The 15,796-nt window shown below is 67.1% G+C and carries 16 protein-coding genes; 14 read left to right on the top strand and 2 right to left on the bottom strand.

Features of this window, described 5'->3' with window-relative positions; all coding sequences use genetic code 11:
* Positions 1-104 precede the first annotated feature (104 nt).
* The gene (locus tag ACFSC3_RS07225) at positions 105-2,999 is read right to left on the bottom strand and encodes a M16 family metallopeptidase (protein ID WP_380939744.1); all 2,895 of its coding nucleotides are present in this window, start codon (positions 2,997-2,999) and stop codon (positions 105-107) included.
* Between the two features lie 116 nt (positions 3,000-3,115).
* Here ACFSC3_RS07225 and ACFSC3_RS07220 point away from each other — a divergent pair, with 116 nt between their 5' ends.
* From ACFSC3_RS07220 to ACFSC3_RS07185, 8 genes are all read left to right on the top strand, one after another.
* Complete coding sequence (locus ACFSC3_RS07220; protein ID WP_380940877.1) at positions 3,116-3,691, top strand: NifU family protein; 576 nt, start codon at positions 3,116-3,118, stop codon at positions 3,689-3,691.
* Positions 3,692-3,817: 126 nt separating this feature from the next.
* Positions 3,818-4,411, top strand: a complete 594-nt coding sequence (locus ACFSC3_RS07215; protein ID WP_380939743.1) for a malonic semialdehyde reductase — start codon at positions 3,818-3,820, stop codon at positions 4,409-4,411.
* A gap of 4 nt (positions 4,412-4,415) precedes the next feature.
* Entirely contained in the window at positions 4,416-5,033 is a 618-nt protein-coding gene (gene tsaB, locus ACFSC3_RS07210; protein WP_380939742.1) for a tRNA (adenosine(37)-N6)-threonylcarbamoyltransferase complex dimerization subunit type 1 TsaB, read from the top strand.
* Positions 5,030-5,506, top strand: coding sequence for a GNAT family N-acetyltransferase (locus tag ACFSC3_RS07205; protein ID WP_380939741.1), 477 nt, complete (start codon positions 5,030-5,032; stop codon positions 5,504-5,506). Before tsaB ends, ACFSC3_RS07205 begins: the two co-directional genes overlap by 4 nt.
* A 73-nt stretch (positions 5,507-5,579) precedes the next feature.
* Complete coding sequence (locus tag ACFSC3_RS07200; protein WP_380939740.1) at positions 5,580-6,002, top strand: Fur family transcriptional regulator; 423 nt, start codon at positions 5,580-5,582, stop codon at positions 6,000-6,002.
* A gap of 124 nt (positions 6,003-6,126) precedes the next feature.
* Entirely contained in the window at positions 6,127-6,882 is a 756-nt protein-coding gene (locus tag ACFSC3_RS07195) for a lysophospholipid acyltransferase family protein (RefSeq protein ID WP_380939739.1), read from the top strand.
* 240 nt (positions 6,883-7,122) lie between these two features.
* On the top strand, positions 7,123-8,424 hold the full coding sequence (miaB, locus tag ACFSC3_RS07190; RefSeq protein ID WP_380939738.1) for a tRNA (N6-isopentenyl adenosine(37)-C2)-methylthiotransferase MiaB: 1,302 nt from the start codon (positions 7,123-7,125) through the stop codon (positions 8,422-8,424).
* A gap of 4 nt (positions 8,425-8,428) precedes the next feature.
* The gene (locus ACFSC3_RS07185; RefSeq protein WP_380939737.1) at positions 8,429-9,337 is read left to right on the top strand and encodes a DMT family transporter; all 909 of its coding nucleotides are present in this window, start codon (positions 8,429-8,431) and stop codon (positions 9,335-9,337) included.
* Here the strand turns inward: ACFSC3_RS07185 and ACFSC3_RS07180 are convergent.
* The gene (locus ACFSC3_RS07180) at positions 9,316-9,747 is read right to left on the bottom strand and encodes a pyridoxamine 5'-phosphate oxidase family protein (RefSeq protein WP_380939736.1); all 432 of its coding nucleotides are present in this window, start codon (positions 9,745-9,747) and stop codon (positions 9,316-9,318) included. The two genes, ACFSC3_RS07185 and ACFSC3_RS07180, sit on opposite strands and share 22 nt — an antisense overlap.
* A gap of 162 nt (positions 9,748-9,909) precedes the next feature.
* Between ACFSC3_RS07180 and ACFSC3_RS07175 the strand changes: the two genes are divergently transcribed.
* From ACFSC3_RS07175 to katG, 6 genes are all read left to right on the top strand, one after another.
* On the top strand, positions 9,910-10,911 hold the full coding sequence (locus tag ACFSC3_RS07175; protein ID WP_380939735.1) for a PhoH family protein: 1,002 nt from the start codon (positions 9,910-9,912) through the stop codon (positions 10,909-10,911).
* Between the two features lie 48 nt (positions 10,912-10,959).
* The gene (locus ACFSC3_RS07170) at positions 10,960-11,223 is read left to right on the top strand and encodes a type II toxin-antitoxin system VapB family antitoxin (RefSeq protein ID WP_380939734.1); all 264 of its coding nucleotides are present in this window, start codon (positions 10,960-10,962) and stop codon (positions 11,221-11,223) included.
* Complete coding sequence (locus tag ACFSC3_RS07165) at positions 11,220-11,615, top strand: type II toxin-antitoxin system VapC family toxin (RefSeq protein ID WP_380939733.1); 396 nt, start codon at positions 11,220-11,222, stop codon at positions 11,613-11,615. The genes ACFSC3_RS07170 and ACFSC3_RS07165 overlap by 4 nt, the downstream gene beginning before the upstream one ends.
* Positions 11,612-12,124 (top strand): rRNA maturation RNase YbeY, encoded by a 513-nt coding sequence (gene ybeY, locus ACFSC3_RS07160; RefSeq protein WP_380939732.1) that lies wholly within the window; start codon positions 11,612-11,614, stop codon positions 12,122-12,124. The genes ACFSC3_RS07165 and ybeY overlap by 4 nt, the downstream gene beginning before the upstream one ends.
* A 10-nt stretch (positions 12,125-12,134) precedes the next feature.
* Entirely contained in the window at positions 12,135-13,046 is a 912-nt protein-coding gene (locus ACFSC3_RS07155; RefSeq protein ID WP_380939731.1) for a hemolysin family protein, read from the top strand.
* Positions 13,047-13,414: 368 nt separating this feature from the next.
* A complete protein-coding gene (katG, locus tag ACFSC3_RS07150) occupies positions 13,415-15,613 on the top strand; it encodes a catalase/peroxidase HPI (RefSeq protein ID WP_380939730.1) in 2,199 nt (732 codons plus the stop codon).
* Positions 15,614-15,796: the final 183 nt, after the last annotated feature.

Here is a 15,796-nt window from a genome sequence, read left to right as displayed (position 1 = left end):
GGCGGGCCCCTCCTTCTCCCGCGAAGGCGGGAGAAGGTCTGCTTCAGAACCCTCTCCCGCCTTCGCGGGAGAGGGCAGGGTGAGGGTTTTCTTCTTTTCCCGTCTTACTTCTTGGCTGCCCCATCCTTCGGCAACACCGTCATCGTCCACGCCTTCGCCGGCACCAGATACCTGGCCGCCAGCGCCTGCAATTCCTGCGGCGTGATCGTCGTCAGGTCGGTGGCGATCGTGTCGAGCGCCTTCAGCCGCTTGGAGTCGAAGCTGCCGCCTTCGGTCTGGATCAGCCAGAACTGGTTGCCCGTCGACAGTCGCGCGACATATTGCACGACCGGGACCAGCGCGCGGCGCAGCTCGTCGGTGTCGACCGGCTTCGCGACTAGGTCCGCCGCGATCTCGCGCGACAGGTCGAAGAAATAGCCGGTCTTGTCGGGCGGCACGCTGCCGATCGCCATGATCCGCCCGCCGCCGGCCAGGCCCACCGGCCAGTTCGAGGCGACATTGGGCGTGTAGCTGATCCCCGCCGCCGAGCGCAGCTTGTCGAGCAGCCGGTCGCGGAAGACGGCGGCGAGCACCTCCAGCTTGCGGCCCGTGGCGATGCCGTCGCTGCCGCCGCCGGTCGGCCAGGCGATGACCGCCGCCGCCTGGGTATCGCGGCCGTCGTGCGTGCGGGCGACGGGGGTGGGCGTGGGGTCGGGGAAGCGGATCGGCGCGACCGCGGCGGTCGGCACCTTGCGTGGCTTCAGCGCGCCCAGCGACGCCGCCACTGCCGCGATCGCGGCATCCGACTTCATGTCGCCATAGATCTGCACCTCGATCGGCCCGCTGGCCAAAATCGGCTCCCACAGCTTGCGGAACGACTTCGCGTCGAGCTTCTCCAGGTCGGCGCGCGTCGGCGTCCCCCAGCGCGGGTCGCCATCATGCAGCAGCCGGTCGAGGTCGCGGCCCAGCACCGCATCCGGCGAAGCGCCGAGCGACGGATAGCTCGCGAGCATCACCGCCTTCGCCCGCGCGACGGGGTTCGGGTCCCAGCCCGGCTTGGCGAGCTTCGCCGCGATCAGCTTGAGCTGGTCGGCCAGATCCTCGGCCGACGTCGTCGCCCCGAACAGGAACGCGTCCTCGTCGACCGCGAAGTCCAGGTCGATCCGCCGCCCGCTGGTCATGCGGTCGATCTCTTCCTGCCCCAGCTTGCCGATCCCGCTGGCGACGAGCGCCAGGTCGCCGGCATAGGCGGGCGTCTGGCGGTCGCCCGGCAGGCCGTTGAGGCCGCGCCCGAAGCGCACGCGCACATAGACGCGGCTTGCCTCCGACGGGTTCTCGAACAGCAGCAGGTTGACGCCGTTGGCGAACGTCACCTTCTCGATCTTCGGATCGGCGACCGCAACCGTGCGCGCGACGACCTTACCGGGGGCCCCGAGCTTCGGCAGCGCATCGAAGCCGATCGCGGCGAGCCGGCTGCTCGCGGCGGTGCCCGGCTTGACCTCGGCCGTCAGCGCGGCCTGGAGTGCGGCAGCGGCATTGTCCGCCGGCTGGGGCGTGTTGACGACACCGCGCAACGCGACGCCCGAAAAGACCGCCTTGGCCGACGCCTGCACCGCCTCGGGCGTGAACATCTTCTTGACCATCGCATCCTGCAGGATGCCCAGACTCGTCTGCGGCGTGGTCGTCGTCTCCTTGATGTCGACCGCCTCGACCAGATCGTCGGCCTTCTTCGCGCCCGCCTCGACCCGCGCCTGTGCGACCGACGCCTTCATCGAGGTTTCGATCTCGGTCAGTTCGCGGTCGATCTCCCCTTGCGTCGGCGGCGTCGCGATCGCGTCGGCGATGCCGGTGCGCACGTCCTTCAGCGCCGTCTGCCAGTCGTTGCCGAGCGGCAGGATGTTCATCAGCGTGGCATTGGCCGACCGCGACACGTCCTCAAGATTGGCGCCTGCCGAAATGAAGCTGCCGCCGCCGCGCGCGCGGCTTTCCAGCCGGCGGTTGACGATGCGGACCGCGACCATGTCGATCATGCGCTTCTGGTTGAAGATCACCGTGTCGTCGCCGACCGTCCACGGCCGCAGCCACGCCAGGCTGACGAGCGTCGGCAGTTGCGGTTCGACCAATGCAGCGGTGTCCGACTTGGCGGGCTTCGGGCTTCCGAAATCGGGGGAGGGGACGGCGGCGCCGATGCCGCGCCAGTCGGCGAAATGCTTGACGATCGCCGCTTCGAACAGCGCGGGGTCCATGTCGCCCGAAATGACGACAACCGCGCGTTCGGGGCGGTACCAGCGGTCGTGGAACGCCTTCACGCTGGCCGCGGTCGCGCCCGACAGTGTCTCGGTCGTGCCGATCGGCGAGCGTTCGGCCAGCGGCTGGCCGGCGAAGAAGGTCTCGCGCGTGACGTCGCCCAGCCGTACCTGCGGCCCCGGCTGTTCGCGCGCTTCCGACAGCACCACCGGGCGTTCGGCATCGAGCGCGGCCTGTGTCAGGCTCGGCCCGGCCATCATGCCCGAAAGGATTTTCAGGCTTTCATCCAGCCCCGCCGGGTTCGCCATCGGCAGGTCGAGCTTGTAGACGGTCTGGGTGAAGCTGGTCGACGCGTTGGTGTCGGCGCCGAAGGTCACGCCCATCCGCTGCCAGATGCGTTTGGCCTCGCCATCGGGGACGTGTTCGGACCCGCGGAAGCTCAGATGCTCGATCAGATGCGCGAAGCCGCGCTCGCTGTCCTGTTCGTGCAGCGAACCGACGTCCATCCGGACGCGGATCGCGACCTGCCCCGGCGGCACGCCGTTCCTGCGCACGGCATAGCGCAGACCGTTGGGCAGCGTCCCGAACCGCCAGTCGGGATCGGGGGTGATGTCGCTGCCCTTGTACAGCCACGCGCTCTTGTCGACCGTGACGGCGGGCGCCTGAATGACGGGGGCGGGCTTGGGCGCCTGTTGCGCGGGCAGCGCACCGGCGAATAGCAAGACGGGGAGCGTGGCAAAGGCGACGCGGCGTAACCGGGAAGAGCGTAGCATCAGCGTCAGCCTTAGACGCTCGGCAACCTTGCCGCCACCTGAACCGCATTCGGGGTAACGCAGCGTTTCGGGAATGTGCGCTTGATCGCATGGGCGCCGCGGCCCACATGGGCGTCATGCTGATCGAAACCGAATCCACGCCCAATCCGGCGACGCTCAAGTTCCTGCCCGGCCGTACCGTGATGGACGCCGGCACCCGCGATTTCGCGACGCCGGAGGAGGCGGAGGCCTCGCCGCTGGCCGACGCGCTGTTCGGGCTGGGTGATGTGACCGGCGTGTTCTTCGGCCGCGACTTCGTGAGCGTGACCGCGGCGCCCGGCGTCGACTGGACAGGGCTGAAGCCGGACGTGCTCGGCGTGCTGCTCGACCATTTCAGCGCGAACATGCCGCTGTTTCGCCCCGGTTCTGCTGCCGGCATCAGTGTACCGGGCGACGACGCGACCTTTGGCGACGACCCCGAGGATGCCGATATCGTCGCGCAGATCCGCGAATTGATCGACACCCGCGTGCGCCCTGCGGTCGCCAACGACGGCGGCGACATCGTCTATCGCGGGTTCGACAAGGGTAAGGTCTACCTGCAGATGCAGGGCGCCTGTTCGGGCTGTCCGTCGTCCTCGGCGACGTTGAAGCAGGGGATCGAGCAGTTGCTGCGCCATTACGTGCCCGAAGTGACCGAGGTCCGGGCGGTCTAGACTCTACATCGTCATTCCCACGAAGGCGGGAATCAATTGTGGCTGACCTCTCGGTTGCAGCCGCGCATCCAGCCAGAATTTACCCCCGCCTGCGCGGGGGTGACGTCAGTCAGTTTGGAGTTTCACATGGGCCAGCCGCTCGACGACACCGCGCTCGACACGATCTTCCGCACCGCGCGCACCTATAACGGCTATCTCGACAAGGCTGTCAGCGAAGACCAGCTTCGCGCGATCTGGGACCTGATGAAGTTCGGCCCCACCTCCGCCAACCAGCTGCCCGCGCGCCTGGTCTGGGTGACCAGCGACGAGGCGAAGGAAACGCTGGCCGCCTGCGCCAGCGACAGCAACGCCGACAAGATCCGCAAGGCGCCGGTGTCGGTCGTCATCGGCATGGACGAGAATTTCCACGAGCACCTGCCCGAACTGTTCCCGCATACCGACGCCAAGTCGTGGTTCGACGGCAATCAGGAACTGCGCAAGGCATCGGCGTTCCGCAATTCCTCGCTCCAGGGCGCCTATTTCATCGTCGCGGCGCGCGCGCTGGGGCTCGATACCGGGCCGATGTCGGGCTTTGATGGCGGCAAGGTCGATCAGGCGTTCTTCGCCGACCAGCCGGGGGTGACGGTCAATTTCATCTCGACGCTCGGCTATGGCGACCCGGCGACCGTCTATGGCCGCAGCCCGCGGCCGGACTTCGCCAAGTTCAACCGGATCGTCTGACGCCTTGGCCACGACGCTCGTCATCGACACCGCGACCGCGGCCTGTTCGGTCGCGCTGATCGAGGGCGCGCGCGTCGTGGCGAGCCTGCATGACGTCGTCGGGCGCGGCCATGCCGAGCGGCTGGTGCCGATGATCGCCGAGCTGCCGGACGGCGGCCGCGCCGATTCGATCCTGGTCGATTGCGGTCCCGGCAGCTTTACCGGCGTACGCGTCGGTATCGCCGCGGCCATCGGCCTGGGTATCGGCTGGGGCGTGCCCGTGTCGGGCTATACTTCGACCGCGCTGGTCGCCGCGGCGGGGCTGGAGGATAACCTGAATTGGCAAGGGCTTGCCGTCGTCCTCGAAGGGGGGCACGGTGAGCTGTTCGTGCAACCCTATGACCGCCCCCTCGCCCCCGCCGGTGCGCTCGCTTCGCTGAAGCCGGAGGCTGCGCTGACCGCGATCGGTACGCGGCCCGCGATCGGCAGCGGCGTGCGCTGGCTGGCGGATGTCGCGGGAGTCGAGGCGCTGCCGGAGGCTGCCCGCGCGATCCTGCTGCCCGAGGCACTGCGCACCCTGCCGCCGCGCCCGATCTACGGCCGCGCCCCCGATGCCAAGCCGCAGCCGCAGGCCGCGCGGTGAGCACCGCCCCGCGCCTGGTCGACCTGCGCAGCGGCGACGTCAACGATCTGGCGGGCGTCGTCCACATCATGAACCGCGCCTTCGATCCGCGCTATGGCGAGGCATGGTCGTCGGCGCAGTGCATCGGCATGCTGGCGCTTCAGGGTGTCTGGCTGACGTTGGCGTGCGAGGGCAACGCCCTGGTCGGCTTCGCGATGGCGCGTGTCGTGGCGGGCGATGGCGAACTGCTGTTGCTGGCGGTCGAGCCCGAACGGCGCGGCCGCGGGATCGGCGGCACGCTGTTGCGCAGCGTCATCGCCGACGCCTGCGACAAGCAGGCAGAGCGGCTGCACCTCGAAATGCGCGCGGGCAATTCGGCGCTTGCCCTCTATGGCGCGCACGGCTTCACCCAGGTCGGCCAGCGCCGCGCTTATTATCGCGGCCTGACCGGCGAGGCGTTCGACGCCCATACCTATGCGCTGACCTTAGGCTAATTCGTCTTCCCGTTGCGATAATTGCGAGTCGCTAGCGCTTCCCTGCCGCGGTCGCATTGATTACATCGGCGTCATGGCCCGCAAGATCGACCTCGAAGCCCTCTGCCACCAGAAGGGCCTGCGCATCACCGAACAGCGCAAGGTGATTGCCCGCGTCCTGTCCGAAGCCGAGGATCATCCCGACGTCGAGAAGGTGTATGAGCGCGCCTCGTCGATCGATCCCGGCATCTCGATCGCGACCGTGTACCGCACGGTCCGCCTGTTCGAGGAAGCCGGCATCCTCGACCGCCACGACTTCGGCGACGGCCGCGCCCGCTACGAACCCTCGCCCGAGGCGCATCACGATCACCTGATCGACGTAGAGACGGGCAAGGTGATCGAATTCGTCGATCCCGAGCTCGAACTGCTCCAGAAGCAGATCGCCGAGCGGCTGGGCTTTCGACTGGTCGATCACCGGATGGAGCTTTATGGCGTGAGCCTTGACCGGAAAGCGTGAGAGGGAGACTTTCATCTCTCGGCCGTCACCCCGGACTTGATCCGGGGTCCAGGGCCGCACACGATATCGCCTGTGGCTCTGGATGCCGGATCAAGTCTGGCCTGACGAAGGTGAGGGAGGGGATATGACCACCGCCGCCCTCCACCCGCATTACTCGCTCGCCGCCAACCTGCGCTTCGGCAGCCGTATCGCGGGTCTGCTGCTGGCGCTGCTCCTCGCGCTTCCACTCCACGGCCTGTGGCGGCTGTTCCGCCTGTCGTCCCCCTGGCCGATGAACTTCCTCGCCGCCGTCGCCTGGATCGTCGGCGCGCGTCGCCACACCATCGGTCGCTCGCTGCGTCGCGATGTCGTCTTCCTGTCGAATCATCTCAGCTGGCTCGACATTCCGCTCCTCGCCGGGCGCAACGGCACGGCGTTCGTCGCCAAGTCCGATCTCGAAAAGGTGCCGGTGATCGGCTGGCTGTGCAGCCTCAACCGCACGCTGTTCGTCGATCGCACCGCGCGGATGAGCATCGCCGACCAGATCGCCCAGTTGCGCGATGCGCTGGCCGATGTCTGGTCGATCACCATCTTCGCCGAAGGCACGACCGGCGACGGTACGACCCTGCTTCCCTTCAAGCCTGCGCTGCTCGCCGTCCTCGACCCGCCGCCGCCGGGCGTGCGGGTCCAGCCGGTGCTGATCGACTATGGTCCGGCGATGGCCGACCTTGCGTGGCTGGGCGACGAACCCGGCGCGGTGAACGCCCGCCGCGTGCTGTCGCGCCGCGGCACCTTCACCGCGACGCTGACGTTTCTCGAACCGTTCGATCCGGCGGATTATCCGGGCCGCAAGGCGATCGCGTCGGAGGCTCGGATGCGGATGGTTTCGCAGAAGAGTTGATTCACGCAAAGGCGCGAAGGCGCAAAGATGTCTTTCGCGCCGCAGCGCGTATTTCTTATCGCTACCGCACAGCGCGTTGGGCCGTGCGCATAGAAGGCTGCTGGCGCAGCGAGCGACGCATCTCAGCGCCTCTGCGCCTCCGCGTGAGCCCCTCTTCTTCTCTTAGCGCCTTCGCGCCCTTGCGTGAAAAATCCCTTCTTCTTCACCTTGCCTCCGATCCGGGGTAAGGGCCGCCCCATCATGACCGCCCCAAAAACCTTCCACGTCAAATCCTTCGGCTGCCAGATGAACGTCTATGACGGCGAGCGAATGGCGGAGGCGATGGCGGCGGCGGGTTATACCGCAGCACCGGGCGAGGACGCCGATCTGGTCGTGCTCAACACCTGCCACATCCGCGAGAAGGCGACCGAGAAGGTCTATTCCGACATCGGCCGGATGAAGAAGCATCGCCCCGACCAGATGATCGCGGTCGCTGGCTGCGTTGCGCAGGCGGAAGGCGCGGAGATCGTGCGCCGCGCCAAGGTCGACGTCGTCGTCGGCCCGCAGGCGTATCACAACCTGCCGCAGCTGGTCGCCGATGCCGCGAAGGGAACGGCGGCGATCGACACCGACATGCCCGCGCTCAGCAAGTTCGGGGCGCTGCCCGCCCGCCGCCGCGTGGGGCCATCGGCGTTCCTGACCGTGCAGGAGGGGTGCGACAAATTCTGCACCTATTGCGTTGTCCCCTATACCCGGGGTGCCGAGATCAGCCGGCCGTTCGCGGCGATCGTCGACGAGGCGAAGGCTCTGGTCGAGGCGGGCGCGAAGGAGATCACGCTGCTCGGGCAGAATGTGAATGCTTGGTCCACCGATGGCGAGGATCTGGGCAGCCTGATCCATACGCTCGACCGCATCCCCGGTCTCGCGCGGATTCGCTACACGACCAGCCACCCGAACGACATGACGCAGAGCCTGATCGACGCGCACCGCGACGTCGCATCGCTGATGCCGTTCCTCCACCTGCCGGTGCAATCGGGCAACGACCGCATCCTGAAAGCCATGAACCGCAGTCACACGCGTGACAGCTATCTGCGCATCCTCGACCGCGTCCGCGCCGCCCGGCCCGATATCGCGCTGTCGGGCGATTTCATCGTCGGCTTCCCCGGCGAAACCGAGGCGGAGTTCGCCGACACGCTTAGTCTGGTCGCCGAGGTTCGCCATGCGATGGCGTTCAGCTTCAAATATTCGCCCCGCCCCGGCACGCCGGCCGCCGACCTGCCGGACCAGATCGCGCCGGAGGTCATGGTCGATCGGCTGGCGCGATTGCAGGACGCCCTGGGCCGCGATCAGGCGGCGTTCAACGCCGATACGGTCGGCAAGCGCTGCGCGATCCTGATCGAGCGGCCCGGCCGCAAGCCCGGGCAGATGATCGGCAAGTCGCCTTGGCTGCAGTCGGTCGTGGTCGAGGACGGCCCGCCTATCGGCTCGCTGATCGACGTCGATATCGTTGCAGCGGGTCCGGTCTCGCTGACCGGCGTCGCCGTGCTCGCCCGCGCGGCCTGACGACTTGACCGCGCCTCGCGGGGACACCCGCGCCTATGCGATGCTCGCTGCGGCGATGCTGTTCTGGGCGGGCAATGCCATCGCCGGCCGGCTGGTGCGCGACGACATCCCGCCCGCGACGCTCAGCCTGCTGCGCTGGACCGGCGCTTTGGCGATCCTGCTGCCGTTCGCCTGGTCGAAGCTGGTCCGCGACCGGGCGATCCTGCTCGCCGGCTGGCCGCGGGTCGTCGCGATCGGCTTGCTCGGCGTCGCGTCGTTCAACGCGCTCTATTACCTCGGCCTGCACGACACGACCGCCAGCAATGGGCTGCTGCTCCAGGCACTGATCCCCGCGCTCGTCCTCGTCTGCGACCGACTGATCTTCGGGACGCGGCCGGGGTGGGGGGCTGTGGCCGGCGTCGCGATCTCGACGATCGGTGTCGGGATCATCGTCTTTCGCGGCGATCCGGCGCTGCTGACCGGCTTCGTGTTGGGGCGCGGCGATGCCCTGATCCTGACCGCGGTCGTCATCTGGGCGCTCTACACCAGCTTGCTGCGCACCAAGCCCGCCGCGCATCCGCTCGCGTTTCTAGCCGCGATCTTCATGGTCGGCCTTGTCGCGCTGATCCCGCTCGCAATAGCCGAGATCGTAAGCGGGGCGACGATTCGCGCGACCCCCACCGCGCTCGGCGTCATCGCCTATGTCGCGATCTTCCCCTCATTGCTGTCCTACCTCCTCTTCAACGCCGGCGTCGCAGCGATCGGGGCGGGGCGGGCCGGACAGGTCATCAACCTTATGCCGTTGTTCGGCGCGCTGCTCGCCGCGGTTCTGCTGGGCGAGCGACTCCGCGCCTATCACGCGGTCGGCATGGCGATGATCCTGGCCGGTCTGATCGTCGGGCTGCTGCGCCGTCAGAGCGTCACTTCGCCCTGATCTTCGCCGTCCCAGTAATGTACGCGGTCGGCATGGACGCGGATCAGCGTCAGGCCGGGCGTGTCGACGCCCTGTTCGAACCAGCGGTCGAGGTCCTTGACCCAATGTGCCTCGAACGCGGCCTTGTCGCGGATGATCTCGGCCTTGCCTTCCGCCGCGATGAAGACCGGCGGCTTGCCCATCAGTCCCTTGTTGCCGTGAAGCGTCAGCCCGACGTTCGGATCGGCCTGGATCTCCTGCACCGTATGCGTCGTCTCCAGCGCGAAGAACCAGCTGTCGCCGTCATAGTCGACGTCGCGATTGTTGCTCATCGGCCGCGCGGCGATGCCGCCGTCGGCGGTCTTCGTCGACAGCATCGTGAAGTCGATATCGCGCATGATCTCGGCGAGGTCGGACAGGGTCTTGGGCATGGCTACTCTCCTTTGCCGGTGTGAGCGGATGAGTGCCCCCACGGTTCCCTGTTGCGCCGCCGCCACGCGCTCCCCAAATCTTTGCCGTCACGCAAATGCCGTTGTGTTTGCGCAGTCCTCTGCCACACTCGCCGAACCAGCGAGCCGATCCCTAGGAGCCCGATGAGCCGAAAGCCCGTTCCCGCCCAGTCCGGCGAGCGCAGCCGTACCGAAGTCGTCTTCGACCGTCCGGAGCTGCTGCCGCAGCTGTTCGGCGAATTCGACACCAACCTGGTCGCGCTGGAGAATCGCCTGGGCGTCTACATCACCGCGCGCGGCAACCGCGTGCAGGTTGAGGGGACGGCGGAGCAGGTGGCGCTGGCCCGCGACGTGCTGAATGGTCTCCACACCCGCATCCTCCAGGGGCAGGACATCGACCCCGGGATGGTCGACGCCGTGATCGCGCTGGCCGCGCAGCCGGTGCTCGACGGCATCATCTCAACCGAACGCGGCCACGGCATCCCGCCGATCATGATCCGCACGCGCAAGAAGACGATCGTGCCGCGCACCATCGCGCAGACGCATTACATGCGCGATCTGGTCAGCCACGACATCATCTTCGCATTGGGGCCGGCAGGCACCGGCAAGACCTATCTCGCGGTGGCGCAGGCCGTGTCGCAGCTGATCACCGGCAGCGTCCAGCGCCTGATCCTGTCGCGTCCGGCGGTGGAGGCGGGGGAAAAGCTCGGCTTCCTGCCTGGCGACATGAAGGAGAAGGTCGACCCCTATCTTCGTCCCCTCTATGATGCGCTCCACGACTGCCTGCCCGCCGAACAGGTGGAGCGGCGGATCGCGAGCGGCGAGATCGAGATCGCGCCGATCGCCTTCATGCGCGGCCGGACGCTCGCCGACGCCTTCATCATCCTGGACGAGGCCCAGAATACGACGCCGGCGCAGATGAAGATGTTCCTGACCCGCTTCGGTGAAGGCAGCCGCATGGTCATCTGCGGCGACCCCAAACAGGTCGACCTGCCCGGCGGCGTCGCCGGATCGGGCCTGGCCGACGCGGTCGCCCGCCTGGAGGGGATCGAAGGCATGGCCGTTACCCGCTTCTCAGCCGCCGACGTCGTCCGCCACCCGATCGTCGGCCGGATCGTCGAGGCATATGAGGGGCAGGACGGTTGAAGGGCGGGATATCCCGCCGTATATCCTTCGACTGAAGGAGCGCGGCTGATGGCGTCGCTGTACATCAAGGACGAAGAGACGGCGGCGCTGGCGGCCGAAGTCGCGCGGCGATTGGGCACGACCAAGACCGAGGCCGTGCGGACGGCACTGCGCGAGAAGAAGGCGACGTTCGCGCCGGAAGCGGAAGGTCCGGCAGCGGACATCATCGCGTGGCTCCACGAGCGCCGTCGCACGCATCCGCTTCCTGATCGCCCCGGCCATGTGGCGAACAAGGCGTTTTTCGACGAGATTTCCGGCGAGGATCCGGATTGACCATATTTGTCGACGCCTCGGCGATCATCGCGATGATCGCTGGCGAGCCTGAAGGGAATGGCTTTGCGTTGGCCATTCGCGCTGATGGCGATGCGATTTGGTCGGCGGTCGCGTGCTGGGAAGCCGTGCGTGGTCTGCACAAGGCCAAGGACATTAGCTTCGACGCGGCACGACGGGAGGTCGAGGCATTGGCCGTCGCGATGCCGTTTCGTCTGGTCGATATCGGCGATGAGGAGCGGGACATGGCGCTCGTTGCGTACGAGCGATACGGCAAGGGGCGCCACGACGCGAAACTCAACATGGGTGACTGCTTCGCCTATGCCTGCGCCAGAACGAACGGTGCGAAACTGCTCTACAAGGGCGACGATTTCTCTAAGACGGATCTCGCATGATCGATATCGCCGTCCTCCGCGAAGACCCTTGGCCCGACGCGGCCGATTGGGAAGCGCTCGCCACCCGCGCCGCCACCGCTGCGATCGAAGCGACGCCGCAGCGTGACTGGCTCACCCATCCCGTGCAGATCGAAATCGCGGTCCGCCTGACCAGCGACGACGAAGTCCACACGCTCAACCGCCAGTATCGTGACAAGGACAAGCCGACCAACGTGCTGTCTTTCCCGATGGTCCAGCCCGACCTGCTCGACACGGTCACGCAAGGGTCGGACGATGGCGAGGTGCTGCTGGGCGACATCGTGCTCGCGCACGGCGTCTGCGCGGCCGAGGCGGCGGAGAAGGGCGTGTCGGTCGAGGACCACGCAACCCATTTGATTGTCCACGGCACGCTGCATCTGCTAGGCCACGACCACGGCACCGATGCGGAGGCCGAGGCGATGGAGGGGCTGGAGCGCGACGTGCTCGCCGGCCTCGGCATCTCCGATCCCTATCTGATCCGCGAGGACTGAACTCAAACCTATGGCCGAGGACCGAAGTCGCGCCGGCAACGGCGACTCCGAAAATGGTAGCATCTGGAAGGGGCTTCGCACCCTGATCTTCGGCGACGAATCCGCCGAGACGCTGCGCGACCAGCTCGAAGAGGTCATCGAACGGCACGATGACGAGAAGGCCCGTCCCATCGCGGGCGACCTGGCGCCGATCGAGCGCCAGATGCTTAAGAACCTGCTGCACTTTGGCGAGCGCGATGCCGGCGACATGGGCGTGCCGCGCGCGGACATCATCGCGGTCGAGGAAGGCACCAGCTTTCCCGCGCTTGTCGCGCTGTTCGCCGACGCCGGCCACAGCCGCCTGCCGGTCTATCGCCAGAAGCTTGATACGATCGTCGGCATGGTCCACATCAAGGACGTGTTCGCGATCCTGGCGACCGGGGCCGAACCGCCCGCGACGATCGAGGGGCTGATCCGACAGCCGCTCTATGTCCCGCAATCGATGGGCGCGATCGACCTGCTCGCCCAGATGCGCGCCAGTCGCACGCACCTGGCGGTTGTGCTCGACGAATACTCGGGGACCGAGGGGCTCATCACGATCGAGGATCTGATCGAGGAGATCGTCGGCGAGATCGAGGACGAGCATGACGAGGCGCCCGAGGCGCTGATCGTGCCGCTGGGCGGCGGCGCCTGGCAGGCCGACGCCCGCGCCGAACTGGAGGACATCGCCGAGGCGATCGATCCGCGGCTGGCCGAGGTCGACGAGGATGTCGACACAATCGGCGGCCTGGCGGTCGTGCTGGCCGGGCATGTGCCGGAGGCGGGCGAAACGCTGGTGCATGACAGCGGCTGGCAAATCGAGGTCGTCGAATCGGACGCCAAGCGCGTGTCGAAACTGCGCCTGCACCCGCCGCGGCCGGTGCCGGAGGGCGTTGAGGCATAATCATCCTCCCCTGCAAGGGGAGGTGGCAGGCCGAAGGCCTGACGGAGGGGTGTCACCCTTTCCGAATAGGGTGACACCCCTCCGACGCGCTGACGCGCGCCACCTCCCCTTGCAGGGGAGGATCACTTCATCGTGGTATACCCGCCCATTGTTCGCCCTGGGCTTGTCGAGGGCTCGCTCGACGCACGTGCTTCGACAAGCTCAGCACGAGCTGGGTGGCTGCCGCCCTTCATCGCCTCATTCGATCAGTGCCTGCGCAAATTCGCATTTGGTCGATCAGTCATCGTCGTGTAGCCCGATCGCCATACTCATCGCCACGACGCCGCGCGGTCCCCTTGCGCGCGGGCTCGTGAATTAGGAGACGAGACATGGATGCGAAGACCGGATCGATCGACAAGAACGGCGGCGGTTGCCCGTTCGATCACAGCGTGCGCAGCCTGCTCGGCCGCACCAACCGCGACTGGTGGCCGCAGGCGCTTGCCGTCGACATCCTGTCGCCGAACGGCCCGGTCAACCCGATGGGCGACGACTTCGACTATGCCGAAGCGTTCAAGCAGCTCGACTATGACGCGCTGAAGGCCGACCTGGTTGCGCTGATGACCGACAGCCAGCCGTGGTGGCCGGCCGATTACGGCCACTATGGCCCGTTCTTCATCCGCATGGCCTGGCACGCCGCCGGCACCTATCGCACCGGTGACGGCCGCGGTGGCGCGAACAGCGGCCAGCAGCGCTTCGCCCCGCTCGATTCGTGGCCCGACAACGGCAACCTCGACAAGGCGCGCCGCCTGCTGTGGCCGATCAAGCAGAAATACGGCAAGCACATCAGCTGGGCCGATCTGTTCATCCTGACCGGCAACGTCGCGATCGAATCGATGGGCGGCCCGGTGTTCGGCTTCGGCGGCGGTCGTGCCGACGTGTACGAGCCCGAGAAGGACATCTACTGGGGCGAGGAAGACAAGTGGGTCAACGAGGGCGTCGAGACCCGCATCCGCCCGGATGAGGGCTATCACGAGCTCGACGGGCCGCTGGCCGCGATCCAGATGGGCCTCATCTACGTCAATCCGGAAGGTCCGGGCGGCAACCCCGATCCGCTGCTGTCGGCGCGCGACATGAAGGCGACGTTCGAGCGCATGGCGATGAACCATGAGGAAACCGTCGCGCTGACCGCCGGCGGCCATACTTTCGGCAAGGCGCACGGCAACGGCGACCCGTCGCTGCTCGGCGCGGCGCCGGCGGGCGGCGACCTGACCGCGCTCGGCTTCGGCTGGGTATCGACCCACGAGAGCGGCGGCATCGGCGAACACACCGTCACCAGCGGCATCGAAGGCGCGTGGGTCAACACGCCCACTGAATGGAGCGAGAATTATTTCCGCCTGCTGCTCGACTATGAGTATGAGCTCGTCCGCTCGCCGGCGGGGGCCCAGCAGTGGCAGCCGATCAACCAGCGCGAAGAGGACATGGCGCCGGCCGCGTGGGATTCGTCGATCAAGGTCCCGACGATGATGACGACCGCCGACATGGCGCTAAAGGTCGATCCGGAATTCCGCGCGATCAGCGAACGGTTCCGCAACGATCACGAAGCGTTCAAGGATGCGTTCGCCCGCGCCTGGTTCAAGCTGACTCACCGCGACATGGGTCCCAAGGTCCGCTACCTCGGCCCAGACGTCCCGGCCGAAGATTTGATCTGGCAGGATCCGGTCCCCGCCGGCACGATGCCGTCGGATGCGGACGTCGATGCCGTCAAGGCGAAGATCCGCGACAGCGGCCTGACCGTCAGCCAGCTGATCAAGACCGCCTGGGCCTCCGCCTCGACCTATCGCAAGTCGGACCACCGCGGCGGTGCCAATGGTGCGCGCATCCGTCTCGCCCCGCAGAAGGACTGGGAAGTCAACGAGCCGGAGATGCTGGCCAAGGTCCTCGACACCCTTGAAGGCCTGCGCGGCACCCTGTCGATGGCCGATGCCATCGTGCTGGGCGGCGTCGTCGGTCTCGAAAAGGCGATCGCGGATGCCGGCTTCTCGGTTCCGGTGCCCTTCACCGGTGGCCGTGGCGACGCGACGCAGGAGCAGACCGACGTCGACAGCTTTGCACCGCTGGAGCCGCAGGCCGATGGTTTCCGTAACTATCAGCCCAAGAAGCTGCGCGTGCTGACCGAGGAAATGCTCCTCGACCGCGCCAGCCTGCTCGGCCTGTCGGTGCCGGAAATGACGGTGCTGGTCGGCGGCCTGCGCGTGCTCGGCGCCAACCACGGCGAACGTGGCCACGGCCATTTCACCAAGCGGGCGGGCCAGCTGACCAACGACTTCTTCGTCAACCTGCTGGGCATGACGAACGTGTGGAAGTCGGTCGAAGGCAGCGACGACCAGGAGTATATCGCGTCCGACCGCGCCGGTGGTCACGAAACCTGGCGCGCGACCCGCGCCGACCTGGTCTTCGGTTCGAACAGCGAACTGCGTGCGGTCGCGGAAATCTATGCCGAGACGGGTCATGAAGAGAAGTTCGTGAAGGACTTCGTGAAGGCCTGGACCAAGGTCATGAACGCAGACCGGTTCGACCTCGCCGCCTGAGGGTTCGGCGGGATCGAATGCAGGACGGCCGCGGGGGTTCTCCCACCCCGCGGCCGTTTCGCGTTTTAGAGCGTGTTTAGGCTGCGTGGAGGCATCGTGACGGAGCCGATTTTGGTTCAGGGCAAGAAGCGAGGAGTGGAGCGATGCTATTGCATCGTGACCGACGAGCGACGCAGCCCTGGG

Source organism: Sphingomonas floccifaciens (assembly GCF_042681125.1).
Classification (GTDB): domain Bacteria; phylum Pseudomonadota; class Alphaproteobacteria; order Sphingomonadales; family Sphingomonadaceae; genus Sphingomonas; species Sphingomonas floccifaciens.
Note: the sequence above shows the minus strand (reverse complement) of the source record. Positions and strands in the feature narration are given on the sequence as shown.

Coding starts and splice junctions, on each gene's coding strand:
- ACFSC3_RS07225 (WP_380939744.1), bottom strand. CDS start 2,999: ATGCTACGCTCTTCCCGGTTACGCCGCGTCGCCTTTGCCACGCTCCCC.
- ACFSC3_RS07220 (WP_380940877.1), top strand. CDS start 3,116: ATGCTGATCGAAACCGAATCCACGCCCAATCCGGCGACGCTCAAGTTC.
- ACFSC3_RS07215 (WP_380939743.1), top strand. CDS start 3,818: ATGGGCCAGCCGCTCGACGACACCGCGCTCGACACGATCTTCCGCACC.
- ACFSC3_RS07200 (WP_380939740.1), top strand. CDS start 5,580: ATGGCCCGCAAGATCGACCTCGAAGCCCTCTGCCACCAGAAGGGCCTG.
- ACFSC3_RS07195 (WP_380939739.1), top strand. CDS start 6,127: ATGACCACCGCCGCCCTCCACCCGCATTACTCGCTCGCCGCCAACCTG.
- miaB (WP_380939738.1), top strand. CDS start 7,123: ATGACCGCCCCAAAAACCTTCCACGTCAAATCCTTCGGCTGCCAGATG.
- ACFSC3_RS07180 (WP_380939736.1), bottom strand. CDS start 9,747: ATGCCCAAGACCCTGTCCGACCTCGCCGAGATCATGCGCGATATCGAC.
- ACFSC3_RS07175 (WP_380939735.1), top strand. CDS start 9,910: ATGAGCCGAAAGCCCGTTCCCGCCCAGTCCGGCGAGCGCAGCCGTACC.
- ACFSC3_RS07170 (WP_380939734.1), top strand. CDS start 10,960: ATGGCGTCGCTGTACATCAAGGACGAAGAGACGGCGGCGCTGGCGGCC.
- ybeY (WP_380939732.1), top strand. CDS start 11,612: ATGATCGATATCGCCGTCCTCCGCGAAGACCCTTGGCCCGACGCGGCC.
- ACFSC3_RS07155 (WP_380939731.1), top strand. CDS start 12,135: ATGGCCGAGGACCGAAGTCGCGCCGGCAACGGCGACTCCGAAAATGGT.
- katG (WP_380939730.1), top strand. CDS start 13,415: ATGGATGCGAAGACCGGATCGATCGACAAGAACGGCGGCGGTTGCCCG.